19 protein-coding genes, 3 tRNA genes and 1 pseudogene are annotated in these 15563 nt (G+C 68.1%); 16 read left to right on the top strand and 7 right to left on the bottom strand.

What is annotated here, in order from left to right; translation table 11 throughout:
• The first annotated feature begins 42 nt into the window (after positions 1–42).
• From G6N26_RS14005 to G6N26_RS13990, 4 genes are read left to right on the top strand one after another with little or no spacing between them, the layout of a single operon-like run.
• On the top strand, positions 43–558 hold the full coding sequence (locus tag G6N26_RS14005) for a nitroreductase family protein (RefSeq protein ID WP_067170071.1): 516 nt from the start codon (positions 43–45) through the stop codon (positions 556–558).
• 49 nt (positions 559–607) lie between these two features.
• Complete coding sequence (locus tag G6N26_RS14000) at positions 608–1357, top strand: class I SAM-dependent methyltransferase (RefSeq protein WP_083018559.1); 750 nt, start codon at positions 608–610, stop codon at positions 1355–1357.
• A 37-nt stretch (positions 1358–1394) separates the two neighbouring features.
• Positions 1395–1850 (top strand): cyanase, encoded by a 456-nt coding sequence (gene cynS, locus G6N26_RS13995; RefSeq protein WP_443677761.1) that lies wholly within the window; start codon positions 1395–1397, stop codon positions 1848–1850.
• Positions 1851–2855 (top strand): patatin-like phospholipase family protein, encoded by a 1005-nt coding sequence (locus tag G6N26_RS13990; RefSeq protein ID WP_083018555.1) that lies wholly within the window; start codon positions 1851–1853, stop codon positions 2853–2855. It begins immediately after the preceding gene.
• Positions 2856–2964: 109 nt separating this feature from the next.
• Here the strand turns inward: G6N26_RS13990 and G6N26_RS13985 are convergent, their stop codons facing one another.
• The 5 genes and pseudogenes from G6N26_RS13985 to G6N26_RS13965 all read right to left on the bottom strand — a co-directional run bounded on the left by G6N26_RS13985 (position 2965) and on the right by G6N26_RS13965 (position 8255).
• On the bottom strand, positions 2965–3444 hold the full coding sequence (locus tag G6N26_RS13985) for a hypothetical protein (RefSeq protein WP_083018553.1): 480 nt from the start codon (positions 3442–3444) through the stop codon (positions 2965–2967).
• Positions 3441–5861 (bottom strand): molybdopterin oxidoreductase family protein, encoded by a 2421-nt coding sequence (locus G6N26_RS13980; RefSeq protein ID WP_083018552.1) that lies wholly within the window; start codon positions 5859–5861, stop codon positions 3441–3443. The genes G6N26_RS13985 and G6N26_RS13980 overlap by 4 nt, the downstream gene beginning before the upstream one ends.
• 60 nt (positions 5862–5921) lie before the next feature.
• Positions 5922–6617 (bottom strand): crotonase/enoyl-CoA hydratase family protein, encoded by a 696-nt coding sequence (locus G6N26_RS13975; RefSeq protein WP_083018550.1) that lies wholly within the window; start codon positions 6615–6617, stop codon positions 5922–5924.
• 16 nt (positions 6618–6633) lie between these two features.
• Positions 6634–7472, bottom strand: a pseudogene (locus tag G6N26_RS13970) (hypothetical protein); the annotation flags it as partial.
• A gap of 69 nt (positions 7473–7541) precedes the next feature.
• Positions 7542–8255 carry an MBL fold metallo-hydrolase gene (locus G6N26_RS13965; protein WP_083018548.1) on the bottom strand — a complete coding sequence of 238 codons (714 nt, stop codon included), beginning with the start codon at positions 8253–8255 and terminating at the stop codon, positions 7542–7544.
• A gap of 133 nt (positions 8256–8388) precedes the next feature.
• Here G6N26_RS13965 and G6N26_RS13960 point away from each other — a divergent pair, with 133 nt between their 5' ends.
• From G6N26_RS13960 to rplA, 12 genes are all read left to right on the top strand, one after another.
• The gene (locus G6N26_RS13960; RefSeq protein WP_067170038.1) at positions 8389–8595 is read left to right on the top strand and encodes a type II toxin-antitoxin system VapB family antitoxin; all 207 of its coding nucleotides are present in this window, start codon (positions 8389–8391) and stop codon (positions 8593–8595) included.
• A gap of 151 nt (positions 8596–8746) precedes the next feature.
• A tRNA-Thr gene (locus G6N26_RS13955) sits at positions 8747–8819 on the top strand.
• Positions 8820–8871: 52 nt separating this feature from the next.
• A tRNA-Met gene (locus tag G6N26_RS13950) sits at positions 8872–8945 on the top strand.
• A 45-nt stretch (positions 8946–8990) separates the two neighbouring features.
• Positions 8991–9158 (top strand): 50S ribosomal protein L33, encoded by a 168-nt coding sequence (gene rpmG / locus G6N26_RS13945; protein WP_003898538.1) that lies wholly within the window; start codon positions 8991–8993, stop codon positions 9156–9158.
• Between the two features lie 76 nt (positions 9159–9234).
• Positions 9235–9687, top strand: coding sequence for a (3R)-hydroxyacyl-ACP dehydratase subunit HadA (hadA, locus tag G6N26_RS13940; RefSeq protein WP_263644565.1), 453 nt, complete (start codon positions 9235–9237; stop codon positions 9685–9687).
• Complete coding sequence (gene hadB, locus G6N26_RS13935; RefSeq protein WP_067170032.1) at positions 9674–10102, top strand: (3R)-hydroxyacyl-ACP dehydratase subunit HadB; 429 nt, start codon at positions 9674–9676, stop codon at positions 10100–10102. Before hadA ends, hadB begins: the two co-directional genes overlap by 14 nt.
• Positions 10103–10105: 3 nt before the next feature.
• Complete coding sequence (hadC, locus tag G6N26_RS13930) at positions 10106–10606, top strand: (3R)-hydroxyacyl-ACP dehydratase subunit HadC (protein ID WP_067170028.1); 501 nt, start codon at positions 10106–10108, stop codon at positions 10604–10606.
• A 144-nt stretch (positions 10607–10750) separates the two neighbouring features.
• Positions 10751–10823, top strand: a tRNA-Trp gene (locus G6N26_RS13925).
• Between the two features lie 164 nt (positions 10824–10987).
• Positions 10988–11443, top strand: a complete 456-nt coding sequence (gene secE, locus G6N26_RS13920; RefSeq protein WP_067170023.1) for a preprotein translocase subunit SecE — start codon at positions 10988–10990, stop codon at positions 11441–11443.
• 58 nt (positions 11444–11501) lie between these two features.
• Positions 11502–12305 carry a transcription termination/antitermination protein NusG gene (nusG, locus tag G6N26_RS13915; RefSeq protein WP_083018545.1) on the top strand — a complete coding sequence of 268 codons (804 nt, stop codon included), beginning with the start codon at positions 11502–11504 and terminating at the stop codon, positions 12303–12305.
• Between the two features lie 48 nt (positions 12306–12353).
• The gene (rplK, locus tag G6N26_RS13910; RefSeq protein ID WP_007767860.1) at positions 12354–12782 is read left to right on the top strand and encodes a 50S ribosomal protein L11; all 429 of its coding nucleotides are present in this window, start codon (positions 12354–12356) and stop codon (positions 12780–12782) included.
• A 71-nt stretch (positions 12783–12853) separates the two neighbouring features.
• Complete coding sequence (gene rplA / locus G6N26_RS13905) at positions 12854–13561, top strand: 50S ribosomal protein L1 (RefSeq protein ID WP_067170016.1); 708 nt, start codon at positions 12854–12856, stop codon at positions 13559–13561.
• A gap of 75 nt (positions 13562–13636) precedes the next feature.
• Here the strand turns inward: rplA and G6N26_RS13900 are convergent, their stop codons facing one another.
• Together G6N26_RS13900 and G6N26_RS13895 are read right to left on the bottom strand one after the other, a co-directional pair.
• Complete coding sequence (locus tag G6N26_RS13900) at positions 13637–14854, bottom strand: RNA polymerase sigma factor (protein ID WP_083018543.1); 1218 nt, start codon at positions 14852–14854, stop codon at positions 13637–13639.
• Between the two features lie 5 nt (positions 14855–14859).
• The gene (locus G6N26_RS13895) at positions 14860–15558 is read right to left on the bottom strand and encodes a YciI family protein (RefSeq protein ID WP_083018572.1); all 699 of its coding nucleotides are present in this window, start codon (positions 15556–15558) and stop codon (positions 14860–14862) included.
• Positions 15559–15563: the final 5 nt, after the last annotated feature.

The raw sequence follows: 15563 nt of genomic DNA, 5'->3' as shown, positions 1-15563 counted from the left end.
CTTCGTCGATACTTGGGGAAACGGCTAGCGGGAGGGAACGTGATGGATGCGTGGGACGCGATCTGCGCGCGGCGCAACGTGCGCGAGTACCAGGCGCGCGAGATCGCCGAGGAGGACCTCAACCGGATCGCCGAAGCCGGCTGGCGGGCGCCGTCGGCCAAAAACCGCCAGCCCTGGGACTTCGTCATCGTCACCGACCGCACCCAGCTGCAGGAGCTGGCCACGGTCTGGCGGGGTGCCGGCCACATCGCCGCGGCGCCGGCCGCGATCGCGATCGTGGCGCCGGTGCCGCCCGATGAACGCCGGGTGGTCACCGACAACTACGACATCGGCCAGGCCACCATGGCGATGATGATCGCGGCCACCGACCTGGGAATCGGGACCGGCCACTCGTCGGTGGGCGACCAGGAGAAAGCGCGCGCCATCCTGGGCGTGCCCGACGATCACCTGGTGGCCTTCCTGCTCGGGGTGGGCTACCCCGCCGACCGTCCGCTGCGCCCGATCCGCACGCCGAATCGCCGGCCGTTCTCCGAGGTGGTGCATCACGGCCGGTGGTGAGGGGGCATGAAAAACCTTCGGCGACTTGCTGAGTCGTAAGCTGTGGGGCGTGCATGACCATCAGGGCGATTACGGAGTCGACGGCTCTTTTCATAGATTCTCGGCACGAACCCAGGCGATAGGCATCGGCGCGCAAGCCGCCGCCCTGGCCGTGTGGGCGGGCATCGGCTGGGCGCGCGGCAAGCGGCTCAGGGCGGCCCTGGCCGCGGTGTCGAGCGCCGGCATCGCGGGAAACGCACTGCTGTACATCTACGCGACGCGGTCCGGGAAATTCGTTGTGTGGGACCGCGTTCTGAGCGATCTGCGGCTCACCGGCGACGAGACGGTGCTCGACCTCGGCTGTGGGCGGGGCGCGGTGCTGCTGGCGGCGGCCAAGCGGTTGCCGCGAGGCCGTGCGATCGGTGTCGACCTGTGGCAGGCGGACCAGACGGACAACTCGCAGCAGGCCACGCTGGCCAACGCGGTCGCCGAAGGCGTCGCAGACCGCATCGAGGTGCACACCGCCGACATGACCGCGCTCCCGCTGCCCGACGAGAGCGTCGACGTGATCGTGAGCAACCTGGCCATCCACAACATCGGCGGCCACGCGGGCCGACGGCAGGCGCTCGACGAAGCCGCACGCGTGCTGCGGCCGGGCGGCCGGCTCGCGATCGCGGACCTCTGGGAGACGCGTCAGCACGCCGAGCGGCTGCGCGAACTGGGCTGGCGCAGCGTGCGGCGGCGCAACCTCGGCTGGCGGATGTGGTACGGCGGCCCGTGGTTCGCCACGCGGCTGGTCACCGCGACCAAACCGGGCTGAGGCGCGGCCCCGGCGGCCGGCGTGCATGCTGGGACCCATGACGAGAACCGAACTCACCGAACAGATCGTCGTCGCGCGCCTGGCCAAGGGGCTGACGTGGCAACAGCTGGCCGACGCCATCGACAGGCCGGTGGTGTGGACCACGGCGGCGTTGCTCGGGCAGCACCCGATTCCGGTCGAGCAGGCCGCGATCCTGGCCGGGATGCTCGGCCTCGACGAGTCGGCGGTGCCGGTGCTGGCCGCCGCGCCCATGCGGGGAGGCCTGCCCAGCGCGGTGCCCACCGACCCGACCGTCTACCGCTTCTACGAAGCCCTGCAGGTGTACGGGGGCGCCCTCAAGGAGCTGATCGCCGAACAGTTCGGCGACGGGATCATGAGCGCGATCAACTTCAGCGTCGCTCTGCAGAAGAAGCCCCACCCCTCGGGTGACCGCGTCGTGGTCACCTTCGACGGGAAATTCCTTCCCTACCAATGGGTTTCGTCGGAGCAGTAGATGGCAGCTCAGACACGCCAGCCGAAGGCCGTCGATCTGGTGCTCTCCGGCGGAGGCGTCAAGTTCATCGGTCTGGTGGGCGCCATCGTCGCGCTGATGGATGCCGGGTATTCGATCAAGCGGGTGTCCGGGGTCTCGGCCGGTTCGGTGGTCGCGGCGATCCTGGCGGCCGGATCCAGCGACGGGCAGCTGACCGGCGCGCAGGTCAAGGAGCTCGCCTTCTCGGTCCCCCTGCGTAAGTGGCGCGACGCCGGGCCCGTGCCCTATCTCGGCGCGGCCTGGGGGCTGGTCACCGATTCGAGCATGTACCGCGGCGACGTGGCGTATGAGTGGATTCGCAGCGAGCTGAAGAACTTCGGGGTCACCCGCTTCGGCGATCTGCACCTCGACGACGACCGCCTGCTCGAGGGGCGGCGCGACAAGCTGGTGGTGACCGTCGCCGATCTGACCGCGGCCCAGCTGGTGCGGTTCCCGTGGGACTATCGGCGGCTCTACGGACTGGATCCCGACGAGCAGCCGGTGGCCGACGCGGTGCGCGCCTCGATGGCGATCCCGTTCTTCTATCGCCCCGTCAAGCTGACCGGCGCCGACGGCACGACGTCCACCCTCGTCGACGGCGGCGTGCTGTCGAATTTCCCCATCGACACCTTCGACCGGCCCGACGGCAGGGCGCCGCGCTGGCCCACGTTCGGGGTCACCGTCCTGCCCAGGCTCACCGAGGGCATCGGGGCGGTGATGCCGGCCCTGAAACCCTTGCGCTTCCTCGACCAGACCGCACTGCTGGAAAGCCTGGTCACCACCATGCTGGCCGGCCACGACCAGACCCATCTCAGCCGGCCGTGGGTCGCGGCCCGCGCCATCGCGGTCGAATCCACCGACGTCGGGGTGCTCGATTTCGACGTCTCCAAGGGCCGCCTCGAAGAGCTGTACGAGAGCGGCTATGCCGCGGCGCAGGCGTTCCTGTCGACGTGGGACTGGCCGGCTTATCTGGACCGGTTCCGGTAAGCCGCCGTCCCGCCAGGTGAAGTGACGGCTCGTCGCGCACGTGCCAGACTGGCGACGAGGAGGCGAGAGAACGCGGTGACCGCTGATGGCGGCCACCGCGTTCGCCGTTTCAGTTCATCAACACCTGCGGCGAAAGCTCTTTGAGCATCGCGTTGGCCCAGCGCATCTGGCGCAGCGTCTCGGGATGGCAGCGCGAGGCCAGGCTCAGCAGTTCGGCATCCTTGGCCGCCTGCGCACCCTGGGCCAACAGCTCCCAATCCAGCGACACCCCCGCCGCCAGCCGGTGAATCCGGCGCAGGTCGGCGAGCAGCATCAACCCCGGCTCGGGCCGGTGCCGCAGCAGGCCGCCGAGCCGCGATTGCAGGAAACCGGTGACCGCGCCGGTGCGGGGGTCGGAGGACAGGCGCAGGCCGTAGTGGCGGCCGTGGCGTGCCAGTTCGGCGAGGTGATGGCGTGACCAGCCGGCCAGGTCCTGCGCCAGGTGGCTGATGTCCTGGTCGCTGTGGTGTCGCGCGGCGACCACATTGAGTTCGTGGGCCAGCTTGCGTTCGGAGCGGTGGAGTTCGCGGATCGCCAGCTTGAGTTTCATGGCCGGCTCCCCGCCGAAAGCGCTTCGGTCACACCGGTCGTCGCCGGCGCCGCGCCCGCGGGCACCGACCCGTTTCGCTCCGCGTGCCTGGCGTGAGCCTTGCGCAGCCGGGCGGCGGCCGTCTTGTAGATCGGCTGCTTGGACACCGGGTCCCAATCGGTCAGCGTGAGTTCGTTGCCGGCCCGGTGATGGCCGGTGCCCGCCCCCTGCTCCCCGACGTCCCAGTAGCCGTAGTGGAAGGGCACGAACAACACGCCATCGCGGATGCCGCAGACGCGCGCCGCGCACCTGATGCAGCCGCGCGGCGTGCGCACCTCGACCATCTCGCCGTCGGCGATGCCCAGCCGGCGCGCATCGCCGGCCGAGACCTCGACCCACACCTCGGGCGCGGCCTGCTGGAGTTGCTGTGCCCGTGCTGTTTTCGTGCGGGTGTGGAAGTGGTAGACGGTGCGCCCGGTGATCAGCGCGAACGGGAAATCCGGGCTGGTCCGCTCGTGCGGAGGAACGTATTCGGCCGCCTTGATGATCGCCCTGCCGTAGGGGTTCATCGAGCGGTATTCATCGGGCTGCAGCGGGGCGCCCGTGATCAGGTCTTTGCCGTATGCCTCGCAGTAGTCGGGTTTCGCCCAGAACTTCGCGTCGGCGTAGAGGCGTTCGGTGCCGTCGGGATGTTCTGTGTTGCAGGGCCATTGGATGCCGCTGCCGCCGCGCAGCTTCTCGTAGCTCAGACCGGTGTAGTCGCACGGCCTCCCCGCGCTGCATTTCTTCCACGCCTCGAACGCCGACTCGGCATCGGTCCAGGGCGGGAACGGTTGGCCGTCCTTGTCACGGAAGTCCATCCGGCGCGCGTAGTCCAGGAAGATGTCGAGGTCCGAGCGTGCGGAACCCGGTGGCTCGACCGCCTTTTCGGACAGGTGCACGGTGCGGTCGGCATTGGTGAAGGTGCCGGTCTTCTCGGCCCACGCCGCGGCGGGCAACACCACGTCGGCCAAGGCGGCGGTTTCGGTCAGGAAGATGTCCTGGACGACCAGGAACAGCCGCTCCTGGGAGAAGATGTCGCGGATGCGGGCCAACTCCGGCAGCGACACCAGAGGGTTGGTGGCGGTGACCCACAACATCCGCAGAGTCCCCTCCTCGGCGAAGCGGAACATCTGCATGGCGTGCGTGGGCGGGCCGTAGTGGGGGATCTGCAGGGGCTCGAGGTTCCACAATTCCGCCAACTCGGTGACGTGGGAATCGTTGGACCAGTTGCGGAAACCGGCCAGATCCCCGTCGGCACCGCATTCGCGGGTGTTCTCCGCGGTCGGCTGCCCGTTCATCTGCAGCACACCGCAGCCGGGCTTGCCCAGCATGCCGCGCACCAGGTGAATGTTGTTGACCTGCACGGCCGCCGCGGTGGCCTGGTGCGACTGGTAGAAGCCCTGCAGCACGGTGGACAGCAACCGCTCCGCCGTGCCCAGCAGCCGCGCGGCGTGGCGGATGTCCTCGGCCGCCACGCCGCAGATCTCGGCGACCCGCTCGGGTCCGAATTCGGCGACCCGACTGCGCAGCTCGTCGAAACCGACTGTGTGCGAATCGATGTAGTCCTCATCGATCCAGCCGTTGGCGATGATCTCGTGCAGCAGGCCGTTCATCAACGCGACGTTGGTGCCCGGCACCGGCGCCAGGTGGACGGTGGCGCGGCGGGCGACGGGTGTCAGCCGCGGGTCGACGCAGACGATGGCCGGCGGCGAGCCGCCGTCCAGCCGGTCCAGCATCCGCGCCCACAGCACCGTCTGCGTCTCGGCGACGTTGTGCCCGAACAACGCGATGACGTCGGCATGGTCGACGTCGGTGTAGGACCCGGGCTGCCCGTCGCAGCCGAACGATTCCTTCAGCGCCTCGGCCGCCGTCGCGGTGCACAGCCGGGTGTTGCCGTCGACGTGGTTGGTGCCGATCGCCCCGTGCGCGATGGCGCCCTGCGTGTAGTAGGCCTCCAGAAACAACTGTCCGGACGTGTAGAAGCCGATCGAGCTGGGGCCGTAGCTGTCGAGCAGTTGCTTGCTGCGGTCGACGATCCGCCCCATGGCGGTGTCCCAGTCGCACGGCTTCAACGTGCCGTGCTCCCTGATCATCGGGGTGGTGAGCCGGTCCGCGGAGGCGTTGGCCTGCCAGCCGAACAGATCCTTGGGGTCGAGGCGCCCGTGGTTGACCCGGTCGACGGCGCGCCCGCGCACGCCCACGATCCGGCCGTCCTTGACGGCGATGTCCAAACCGTCGCCGTTGGAGTGCAGCACCGCCGCCGATTGCACCCAGCGATCCACCGACTCGGCGGTGATGCCATCGGCCAGGTAGGTGTCGACTCGCTCCGGCCAACCGGTGCCGGGTTCATACGGGGTGCGCGTCCCCCAGGGATCCGCGATGCGATCTGTGGTCACAAGCGAGGACTTCCCCGGCAGCGGGCCCCGAAACCACCTCGGCCAGGCGCCCTCCGCGGGCTACACGCCGAATTCGGCTTCGATCCCGTCGATTCCGGCGCGGATGGCGGCCAGGGCGTCGGCGCGGGCGCGCAGTTTGGTGGCGGCATGCGCGCGCTGATTCAGGCCGGCGAATTCGGTGGCGGCTTCCTCCGCGCGGTCCAGCACCATCTCCGGCAGCACGATCTCGTCGATAAAGCCTGCGGCAAGGGCGGTTTCACCGAAGAACGTCTTCGCCAGCCCCGCGGCCTGCTGATACCCCGACGGCGTCAGGCGCAGCTTCATGATCTCCAGCGCGGCGTAGGGGATGACCATGCCGATCGCGACCTCGTTGGCCTGGATGTTGTAGGCGTGGGCGGCCACCCGGTGATCGCCCGACGACAGCAGGAACGCCCCCATCGCGATGGCATGCCCCGTGCACGCCATCACCACCGGCTTCGGGAACGACAGGAGCCGGTAGGCCAGCTCGAACCCGCCTCGCAGCATGTCGATCGCGGGCTGCACCTCGCCGGAGGTGAGGATCTTCAGGTCGAAGCCGCCGCTGAACACCCGCTCATTGCCGGTGATCACCAGCGCGCCGGCGTTGTCGCGCTCGGCCTGGTCGATCGCGTCGCCCAAGGCCTGCTGCATGATCGGGCCCAGCGCGTTGACCTTGCCGTCGTCCATCTTGATGACGGCGACGGAGCCCTTGGTGCTGTAGTGGACCGGGGCGGTCATGGGTGCTCCTGCTCCTCGCCGTCAGGCGGACTGGTTGTGGTGTCTGCCCAGATCGTCTTCGGCGTTGCTCCAGCGCAGGCTGACATCGGTCGGTTCGTCGAGTTGGCGGGTGCGCCAGCGGTCTTGGGTCTCCCGCACCGCGGCGTTGATCCGTTCGATCTCGCTGCGGAAAACCTCGGGCCGGGTCTCCTTGCTGGCGTAGTGGAAATAGGTCAGCAGGCCGCGCAGCAGCTCCAGCTTCTCCTTTTCCCGCTTCGCCAGGTCGTGCGTGGTCATCAACTCGATGCGCTGGACGGGCGGCAGCGCATCCCAGTCCAGCACCACGTCGGTGCGCAGGGGAGAACGCTCGCGCTGCCAGAACCGCCGGCCGCGCGGCCGATCGGGGCGATCGTAGTAGCTGACGGTCCCGGTGAAGCGCGATTCGATGCCGCTGCCGATCTCGGCGCGGTCGAGCGCGGAGTCCCACACCAGCCGCCATTCCTGACCGGGCGCCAGCACCGGCAGCTCCCGGGGCAGCCGCAGCTCGACGACGTCGGCGTAGCCGTCGGTGGCGCTTTCGTATTCGGCCACCGTCGGCGGATTGACGAACGAGAACTCGATGTCGTAGGCCGCGGTCTGGCCGAAATTGCGGACCACGAGCTCGATCACGTGCCAGTCGGCGGAGTGCGGCTCCATGAACACCCCGACATGGGGGCGGGTTTGCTCGGCCGCCGCGCGGCGATTGCGGGTGATCTGGCTGTTGGTGAAGGCCAGTGTGACGACCGCGAGGGCGATCGCCGCCCACGCCGCCCACGCAATCCAGGTGCTGGACCCGACGTGCGTGACCCCATGCCAGCTGTCCTGGATCCAACCCATGGAATCCACCCTCCGCTTATATCACAGGGCCGGGCGCCGAATGGTCACCATCGAGCGATCGCCCGACGCTCAGCCACCCATCAGCATTCGCCATTGGTCAAGGTCTGCGGCGCGGTACACATAGTTGGACCGCTTGACGTCCGACAGCGAGGCGCTGGGCTCGGCCGAATACCAATGCCCCGGAAACACCGTCGGGTCGCCGGGCAGGGTGGCGAGCCGCTGCAGGCTGCGGTACATCTCGTCGGAATCGCCACCGGGGAAGTCGGTGCGACCGCAACCCTCCAAGAACAACGTGTCACCCGCGACGAGGCGGCCGTCGAGCAGAAAGCACTGGCTGCCCGGGGTGTGACCGGGGGTGTGCAGCAACTCGATCTCGATGTCGCCGATGCTGACCTTGTCGTGGTTCTCGTGCGCCGTCAGGTCGCCGAGGCCGATCCCGGTGACCCGCGAAACCCACAGCGCCTCATGGGTATTGACGTGCACCGGCACCGGGGCCCGTTCCAGCAGTTCGGCCAGGCCCTGCAGCGAGAAGCCCATCATCGATCCGCCCACGTGGTCGGGGTGGTGGTGGGTCACCAGCACCCCGGACAGGTGCATGCCGTCGGCCTCGAGGGCGTCCAGGAGATCGCCGGCGGCGTAGGCCGGGTCGACGACCACGCAATCACCGGTTTGCCGGTCGCCGATCAGGTACGCGAAGTTGCGCATCTGCGACGCCAACATGTCGTCGGCGGCGAAATCGCGACCGGAGAGCAGTTGACGAAAGTAGAGCCGATCATCGGACACGTGATCAGACTAGGACTCCGATCGCGGCGGGCCGCGGGTAGTCCGCCACCACTGAGATTGCGGCGTCCAACAACGGCGCGACACCCCGTCTGAGCACCGGGTTAGGGCCGTTTCCAGTGGGTATGGTTGGCGCATGAGGAAGAAGGTCGAAATCGAGGTCGACCTCGATCTGGTCGACGAGGCGATCCGGCGCTTCCATGTCGCCGACGCGCGCGAGGCAGTCAATCTCGGACTGCGCACCCTGCTTCGTGAGGGCGCTTCCGCCGAAGAGGACGACGAGTACGACGAGTTCAGCGACCTCAACGCGTGGCGACCTCGGCACTCCAGCGAGACCGGGTGAGCCGCGCGGCGGTTACGTCAACCCGCGGATCAGCCTGGCATTTCGCGTAACCACCGCGCGCGGTTGTCCATCGGTACTCGTGGTTTGGTGCCGCTGCGAGCCAGGTTGTACCCTCTTTTAGGCCCGCGCGACTGATCGCTTCGGGTGAACGGCCCCCTTAGCTCAGTCGGTAGAGCGTTTCCATGGTAAGGAAAAGGTCAACGGTTCGATTCCGTTAGGGGGCTCGGCGGACGCCGAGCAGGCGTGGCGGCCCCGACCCCGCAAGGGGTGGGCAGAGGCGATGTAGCTCAGTCGGTTAGAGCGAACGACTCATAATCGTTAGGTCGCCGGTTCGAGTCCGGCCATCGCTACAACAGAACAGCACAGATCTTTTCAAGAATCGAGAGAGAACCGTCATGGCGTCCAGTACCGACGTACGGCCGAAGATCACCTTGGCATGCGAGGTGTGCAAGCACCGCAACTACATCACCAAGAAAAACCGCCGGAACGACCCGGACCGACTGGAGCTGAAGAAGTTCTGCCCCAACTGCGGTAAGCACCAGGCGCATCGGGAGACACGCTAGCGGCCGGCCCGCCAGCGTTTATTCCGATTGACTAGGTAGTTTAAGAATCGTGCCGTTAACCGAGAGCATCGTCGGGATGCACTACCGCTACCCCGATCATTACGAGGTGGAGCGGGAGAAGATCCGCGAGTACGCGGTCGCCGTCAAACACGACGACCCGGCGTACTTCGAGGAGAAGGCGGCCGCCGACCTCGGCTACCCGGGGCTGCCGGCGCCCCTCACCTTCGTCTCCGTCTTCGGTTACACCGCGCAGACGGCCTTCTTCAAGTACGCCAACGTCGCCGTCCAGGACGCACAGGTCGTGCAGGTCGACCAGGTGCTGAAGTACTTCGCCCCGCTTGTGGCCGGGGACAAGCTCTACTGCGACGTTTATGTGGAGTCGGTGCGTGTGTCGCACGGCACCCAGATCATCGTCACCAAGAATGTCATCACCAACGAAGCCGGTGACGTCGTGCAAGAGACCTACACGACCCTGGCGGGCCGTGCCGGCGAGGATGGAGAAGAGGGATTTTCTGATGCCACTGCGTGAGTTCAGCTCCGTGAAGGTGGGCGACCAACTTCCCGAGAAGACCTACCCGCTGACCCGCCAGGATCTGGTGAACTACGCGGGCGTCTCGGGCGACCTGAACCCGATCCACTGGGACGACGAGATGGCCAAGGTCGTCGGCCTCGACACCGCGATCGCGCACGGCATGCTGACCATGGGCATCGGCGGCGGCTACGTCACGGCATGGATCGGCGACCCCGGCGCGGTGACCGAGTACAACGTGCGGTTCACCGCCGTCGTGCCGGTGCCCAACGACGGGAAGGGCGCCGAGCTGGTCTTCAGCGGCCGGGTCAAGTCCGCCGATCCCGAGACCAAGTCCGTGACCATCGCGCTCACGGCCACCACCGGCGGCAAGAAGATCTTCGGCAGGGCCATCGCGTCCGCAACCCTGGCGTAGCCCGTGGCGCTCAAGACAGACATCAGGGGGATGATCTGGCGCTACCCGGACTACTTCGTCGTCGGCCGGGAACAACTGCGCCAGTTCGCCCTGGCCATCAAGAACCGGCACCCGGCCCACTTCGAGGAAGACGCTGCCGCCGAACTCGGCCACGAAGCGATCATCGCGCCGCTCACGTTCGGGACCATCTTCGCCAAGCTGGTGCAGCTGGATTTCTTCCGGCACGTCGACATCGGCATGGAGACGCTGGTGATCGTCCAGGTCGACCAGCGGTTCGTGTTCTCCAAACCGATCAAGGCCGGCGACAAGCTGTGGGCCCGCATGGACATCATGTCGGTGGACGAGCGTTTCGGCGCCGACATCGTCGTCACCAAGAACATCTGCACCAACGAGCAGGACGAGGTCGTCCTGGAGGCTTACACGACGCTGATGGGCCAGTACGCCGACAACTCCGCGAACCTGCGCTGGGACCCGGACTCCGGCCAGGTCGTCAGAACGGCGTAATTAGTATCTGACTCGCGCCGCGATGTACACTCGGACCTCGGGGTTTTCCCAGCACCAGCGCGCTTTCCGTGAGTCGAGCGATCGGAAGGCGCGCGTGTCATGTAAGCCCCGGTAGGTAAGCGCAGGTTGGCCTGCCAACCGCGAAGGGGCGTAGCTCAACTGGCAGAGCAGCGGTCTCCAAAACCGCAGGTTGCAGGTTCAAGTCCTGTCGCCCCTGCTGAAGACGGACGGGACACCGGCCGACGAGCGTCTGGTGACGATGCGGGCCCGAGGGCCTGAGGAGGAACCGGACACTAAGAATGTGCCATGGTGGACACTGGAAGGTGCGCCGCCACCGAGGTGAGACGGCTCTCGGGGTACCAGCAAACAAAGGAGCGCGCGGTGAGCGACGAAGGCGACGTTGCCAACGACGCCGCAAGCGACGGCACTGACACGACGGACGGCCGCGCGAGCGGTGTCCGGACGGCGGTGGTGACGCGGCCACAGCGCCCGACCGGTAAGCGGTCCCGCCAGAAGGCGGCCGACGCCGGCGAGGACGCCGACGCCGAGTCGCCGGACGAAATCGAGGCCTCCGGCAAGGACAAGGCCAAAAAGGGCGCCAAAGCCAAGAAGGCCGCCAAGCCGAAGAAATCCGCGGACAGCCGGGCCAACCCGTTCGTGTTCGTCTACAACTACCTCAAGCAGGTCGTTGCCGAGATGCGGAAGGTCATCTGGCCCAACCGCAAGCAGATGCTCACGTACACCTCCGTCGTGCTGGCCTTCCTGGCCTTCATGGTGGCGCTGGTCGGCCTGGCGGATTTCGGCCTGACCAAGCTGGTGCTGTTGGTGTTCGGCTGAGCGAGCGACGCCGCTTTCGAAGTGACGCGCTGTAAAAGTGACAGAGAGGATTCACACCGTGACTACCTTCGACGGTGACCCGTCCGCGGGTGACGCGGTCGACCTGAAAGAGACCGCGGAGGCCCCCGAGGTTTCGGAGGCTTCCGAGGCTTTGGAGGCTTCGGACGACACGGCGACCTCCGCGGATTCTGAGGCCACCGAGGCGAGCGCGGACGACGCCGACGAGCCGGCCGAAGATGTCGACCCGGCCGTCGCGCTCAAGGCGGAACTGCGCAGCAAGCCCGGCGACTGGTACGTCATCCACTCCTACGCGGGATACGAGAACAAGGTCAAAGCCAACCTCGAAACGCGTGTGCAGAACCTCGACGTCGGCGACTACATCTTCCAGGTCGAGGTGCCCACCGAAGAGGTCACCGAGATCAAGAACGGCCAGCGCAAGCAGGTCAATCGCAAGGTGCTGCCGGGCTACATCCTGGTGCGCATGGACCTGACCGACGACTCCTGGGCCGCGGTGCGCAACACCCCCGGCGTCACCGGGTTCGTCGGGGCGACCTCGCGCCCGTCGGCCCTGACGCTCGACGACGTGGTGAAGTTCCTGCTGCCGCGCGGCGCGACGAAGAAGGCCGCCAAGGGTGCGGCGACCACCGCCACCGCCGCCGAGGCCGGCGGGCTGGAACGCCCGGCCATCGAGGTCGACTACGAGGTCGGCGAATCGGTGACGGTCATGGACGGGCCGTTCGCGACGCTGCCGGCCACGATCAGCGAGGTCAATGGCGAGCAGCAGAAACTCAAGGTGCTGGTGTCGATCTTCGGCCGCGAAACCCCGGTCGAACTGACCTTCAGCCAAGTCTCCAAGCTCTAAACCGGCGCACCCGCCGGGCACAAACCAGGAAGGAACGAACAACATCTCATGGCCCCGAAGAAGAAAGTCGTCGGGCTGATCAAGCTTCAGATCCAGGCGGGGCAGGCCAACCCGGCGCCGCCGGTCGGGCCCGCGCTCGGTCAGCACGGCGTCAACATCATGGAGTTCTGCAAGGCGTACAACGCCGCCACGGAGAACCAGCGCGGCCAGGTCATCCCGGTCGAGATCACGGTTTACGAGGACCGCAGCTTCACGTTCGCGCTCAAGACCCCGCCCGCCGCCAAGCTGTTGCTCAAGGCCGCCGGCGTCGGCAAGGGCTCGGCCGAGCCGCACAAGACCAAGGTCGCCAAGGTCAGCTGGGACCAGGTCAAGGAGATCGCCGAGACCAAGAAGGCCGACCTGAACGCCAACGACATCGACGCGGCCGCCAAGATCATCGCCGGCACCGCCCGGTCGATGGGCATCACCGTCGAATAGCAGTACAAGAAAGCGTGGGAGGGCCAGCTGCGGCCCGCGGACCACGACCCAACATCAGATTGGATGAATCAATGAGCAAGAACAGCAAGGTATACCGCGCCGCCGCCGAGAAGGTGGACCGCAACAGCCTGTACTCCCCGCTGGAGGCGGCCAAGCTCGCCAAGGAAACGTCGTCGAGCAAGCAGGACGCCACCGTCGAGGTGGCGATCCGCCTCGGCGTCGACCCGCGCAAGGCGGACCAGATGGTCCGCGGCACGGTGAACCTGCCGCACGGCACCGGCAAGACCGCCCGGGTGGCGGTGTTCGCGGTCGGCGACAAGGCCGAGCAGGCGCAGGCCGCGGGTGCCGACGTCGTCGGCAGCGACGACCTGATCGAGAAGATCCAGGGCGGCTGGCTGGAATTCGACGCCGCGATCGCGACCCCGGACCAGATGGCCAAGGTCGGTCGCATCGCGCGGGTGCTCGGCCCGCGCGGCCTGATGCCGAACCCCAAGACCGGCACCGTCACCCCCGACGTCGCCAAGGCCGTGGCCGACATCAAGGGCGGCAAGATCAACTTCCGCATCGACAAGCAGGCCAACCTGCACTTCGTCATCGGCAAGGCCTCCTTCGACGAGAAGTCCCTGGCCGAGAACTACGGCGCCGCGCTCGACGAGGTGCTGCGGCTCAAGCCGTCGGCGTCGAAGGGGCGCTACCTGAAGAAGATCACCGTGTCGACGACGACGGGCCCGGGCATTCCGGTGGACCCGTCGGTCACCCGCAACTTCTCCGAGGCCTGATCTCTCCTGGCCGACCGGCGACTTGTGGTGCGATCTCGCAGGTAATCGGCCCAACAAGTCGACGCTCGGCGAACTTCAGCCGCCGCACTCGGCGATGCGGCGCCGCAGAAACTCCCGGCCCGGCTCAGATCCGTTGGACTCCAACGCCGCTCGATACCACGTGAGCGCGTCGCCCGGTCGGCCCGCGCGGCGCAGCAGGTCGGCGCGCACGGGCGCGACCAGGTTCGAGCGGGCGAGCCGTGGATCGCCCGCCACCTCGTCCAGTGCCGCCAAACCGGCGCCGGGACCGTCGCGAAAGCCGATCGCCAGCGCGCGATTGGTGGCCACCACCGGGGACCCGGTGAGCTGCCACAGCCGGTCATAGGCCGAGCAGATGGCGACCCAGTCGGTCCGCTCCCAGGACGGGGCGGTGGCGTGCAGCGCGGCGATCACCGCCTGGGGCAGGTACGCCCCCGTCGAGCCCCGGGCACGACGCAACCGCGCGAGCCCGCGGGCGATGCGCGCGCGGTCCCACCGGCGGCGGTCCTGATCCTCGAGCGGCACCAGCATCCCGAACTCGTCCACGCGGGTCGCGCGTCGCGAATCGTGCAGCAGCATCAGGGCGGACAGCGCGTGCGCCTCCGGCTCGGCGGGCAGCAACGCGCACAGCTCGCCGCCCAGCCGGATCCCCTCGTCGCACAGGTCGTCGCGGATGGCCGACGGGCCCGCGGTCGACCAGTAGCCCTCGGTGAATACCGAATAGACGCAACTCAATACGTGCGGTGTGCGCTCGGCCAGCAGCTCGGCGGGCGGGACGCGCAGCGGGATGTTGGCGTGCCGAACCTTGTTCTTGGCGCGCGTGATGCGCTGGCCGATCGCGGTCTCGGTCTGCAGCAGCGCGCGGGCGATCTCCCCGACGGTCAGGCCGGAGACCAGCCGCAGCGTCAGCGCCAGTTGCGATTGGCGGTCCAGCGCCGGGTGCGCGCAGGTGAACATCATCCGCAACTCGTCGTCGCGAACCGGCTGCGGGTCGGTGTGCTCGGTGCGTGCCCTGATGTCGTCCAGCACGGCCGCCAATTCCTTTCCGGGGCGCACGGATTCGCGGCGCAGGCGATCACGGGCGCGGTTACGGCCGACGGTCACCAGCCATCCGCCCGGGCTGGCGGGCACCCCGTCGCGCGGCCAGGTGCGCAGCGCTTCGGCGCAGGCCTCCTGGACGGCGTCCTCGGCGACGGTGAGGTCACCCGACCACCGCGCGAGCGCGGCCACGGCCGGGCCCCACTCCCGGCGGAAGACGCCGTCCAGGTCGGCCACTTGCCCTACCGGCCGGAGACGCCCGCCAACTGGCGCAGCTGCACGGACGAGGCGGGAATCATCGAGGCGATCTTGACAGCCTCGTCGCGGTCGGTCGCGCTCAAGAGGTAGATCCCGGTGGCGATTTCGGCGCCCTCCGCGTACGGCCCGTCGGTGATGAGGACCTCGCCGTCGCGCACCCGCACGGTCGTCGCCGTGGACCGGTCGTGCAGGGCGGCGCCGCCGATGACGTGATCGCCGGCCGCGGCGTGCAGCTCGACGTGCTTGGCCGCCACCGCCTCCCACTCCGGCGTGCCCGGTGTGTGCGCGGATTCGGCGGGCTCGGCCAGCAGCGCGAGCCAGTCGTTGCCGGTCAGCGCGCGGGACGGTTCGACGGCGTGGACCACCGGCCACAGCTCCACCGCCCCGAACGCGGCCACCGGGACGTCACGCGCCAGTGCCAGCGCCTCGTCGAGGTTCTCGGCTTCGAAGAGGTAATAGCCGCACGCCACCTCGGCGGCCTCCGCGAACGGGCCGTCGGTGACCGTCGGCGCGTCCGGACCGCCGGTGATGGCGACGGCGACCGCGGCGGGCGCCAGGGCGTCACCGGCTTTGATCGCCGGTCCGGCCTTGGCGTGAAAGCTTTCGAATGCCGCCATCGCGCCGGCGGCATCGTCGGGCGTACGGTCTTGCTCCTTGCTGATCAACAAGGCGAAGTACTGCATGGTCG

Origin of the sequence: Mycobacterium marseillense (assembly GCF_010731675.1) — a bacterium.
Classification (GTDB): domain Bacteria; phylum Actinomycetota; class Actinomycetes; order Mycobacteriales; family Mycobacteriaceae; genus Mycobacterium; species Mycobacterium marseillense.
This window is presented reverse-complemented; position numbering and strand designations above follow the sequence as displayed.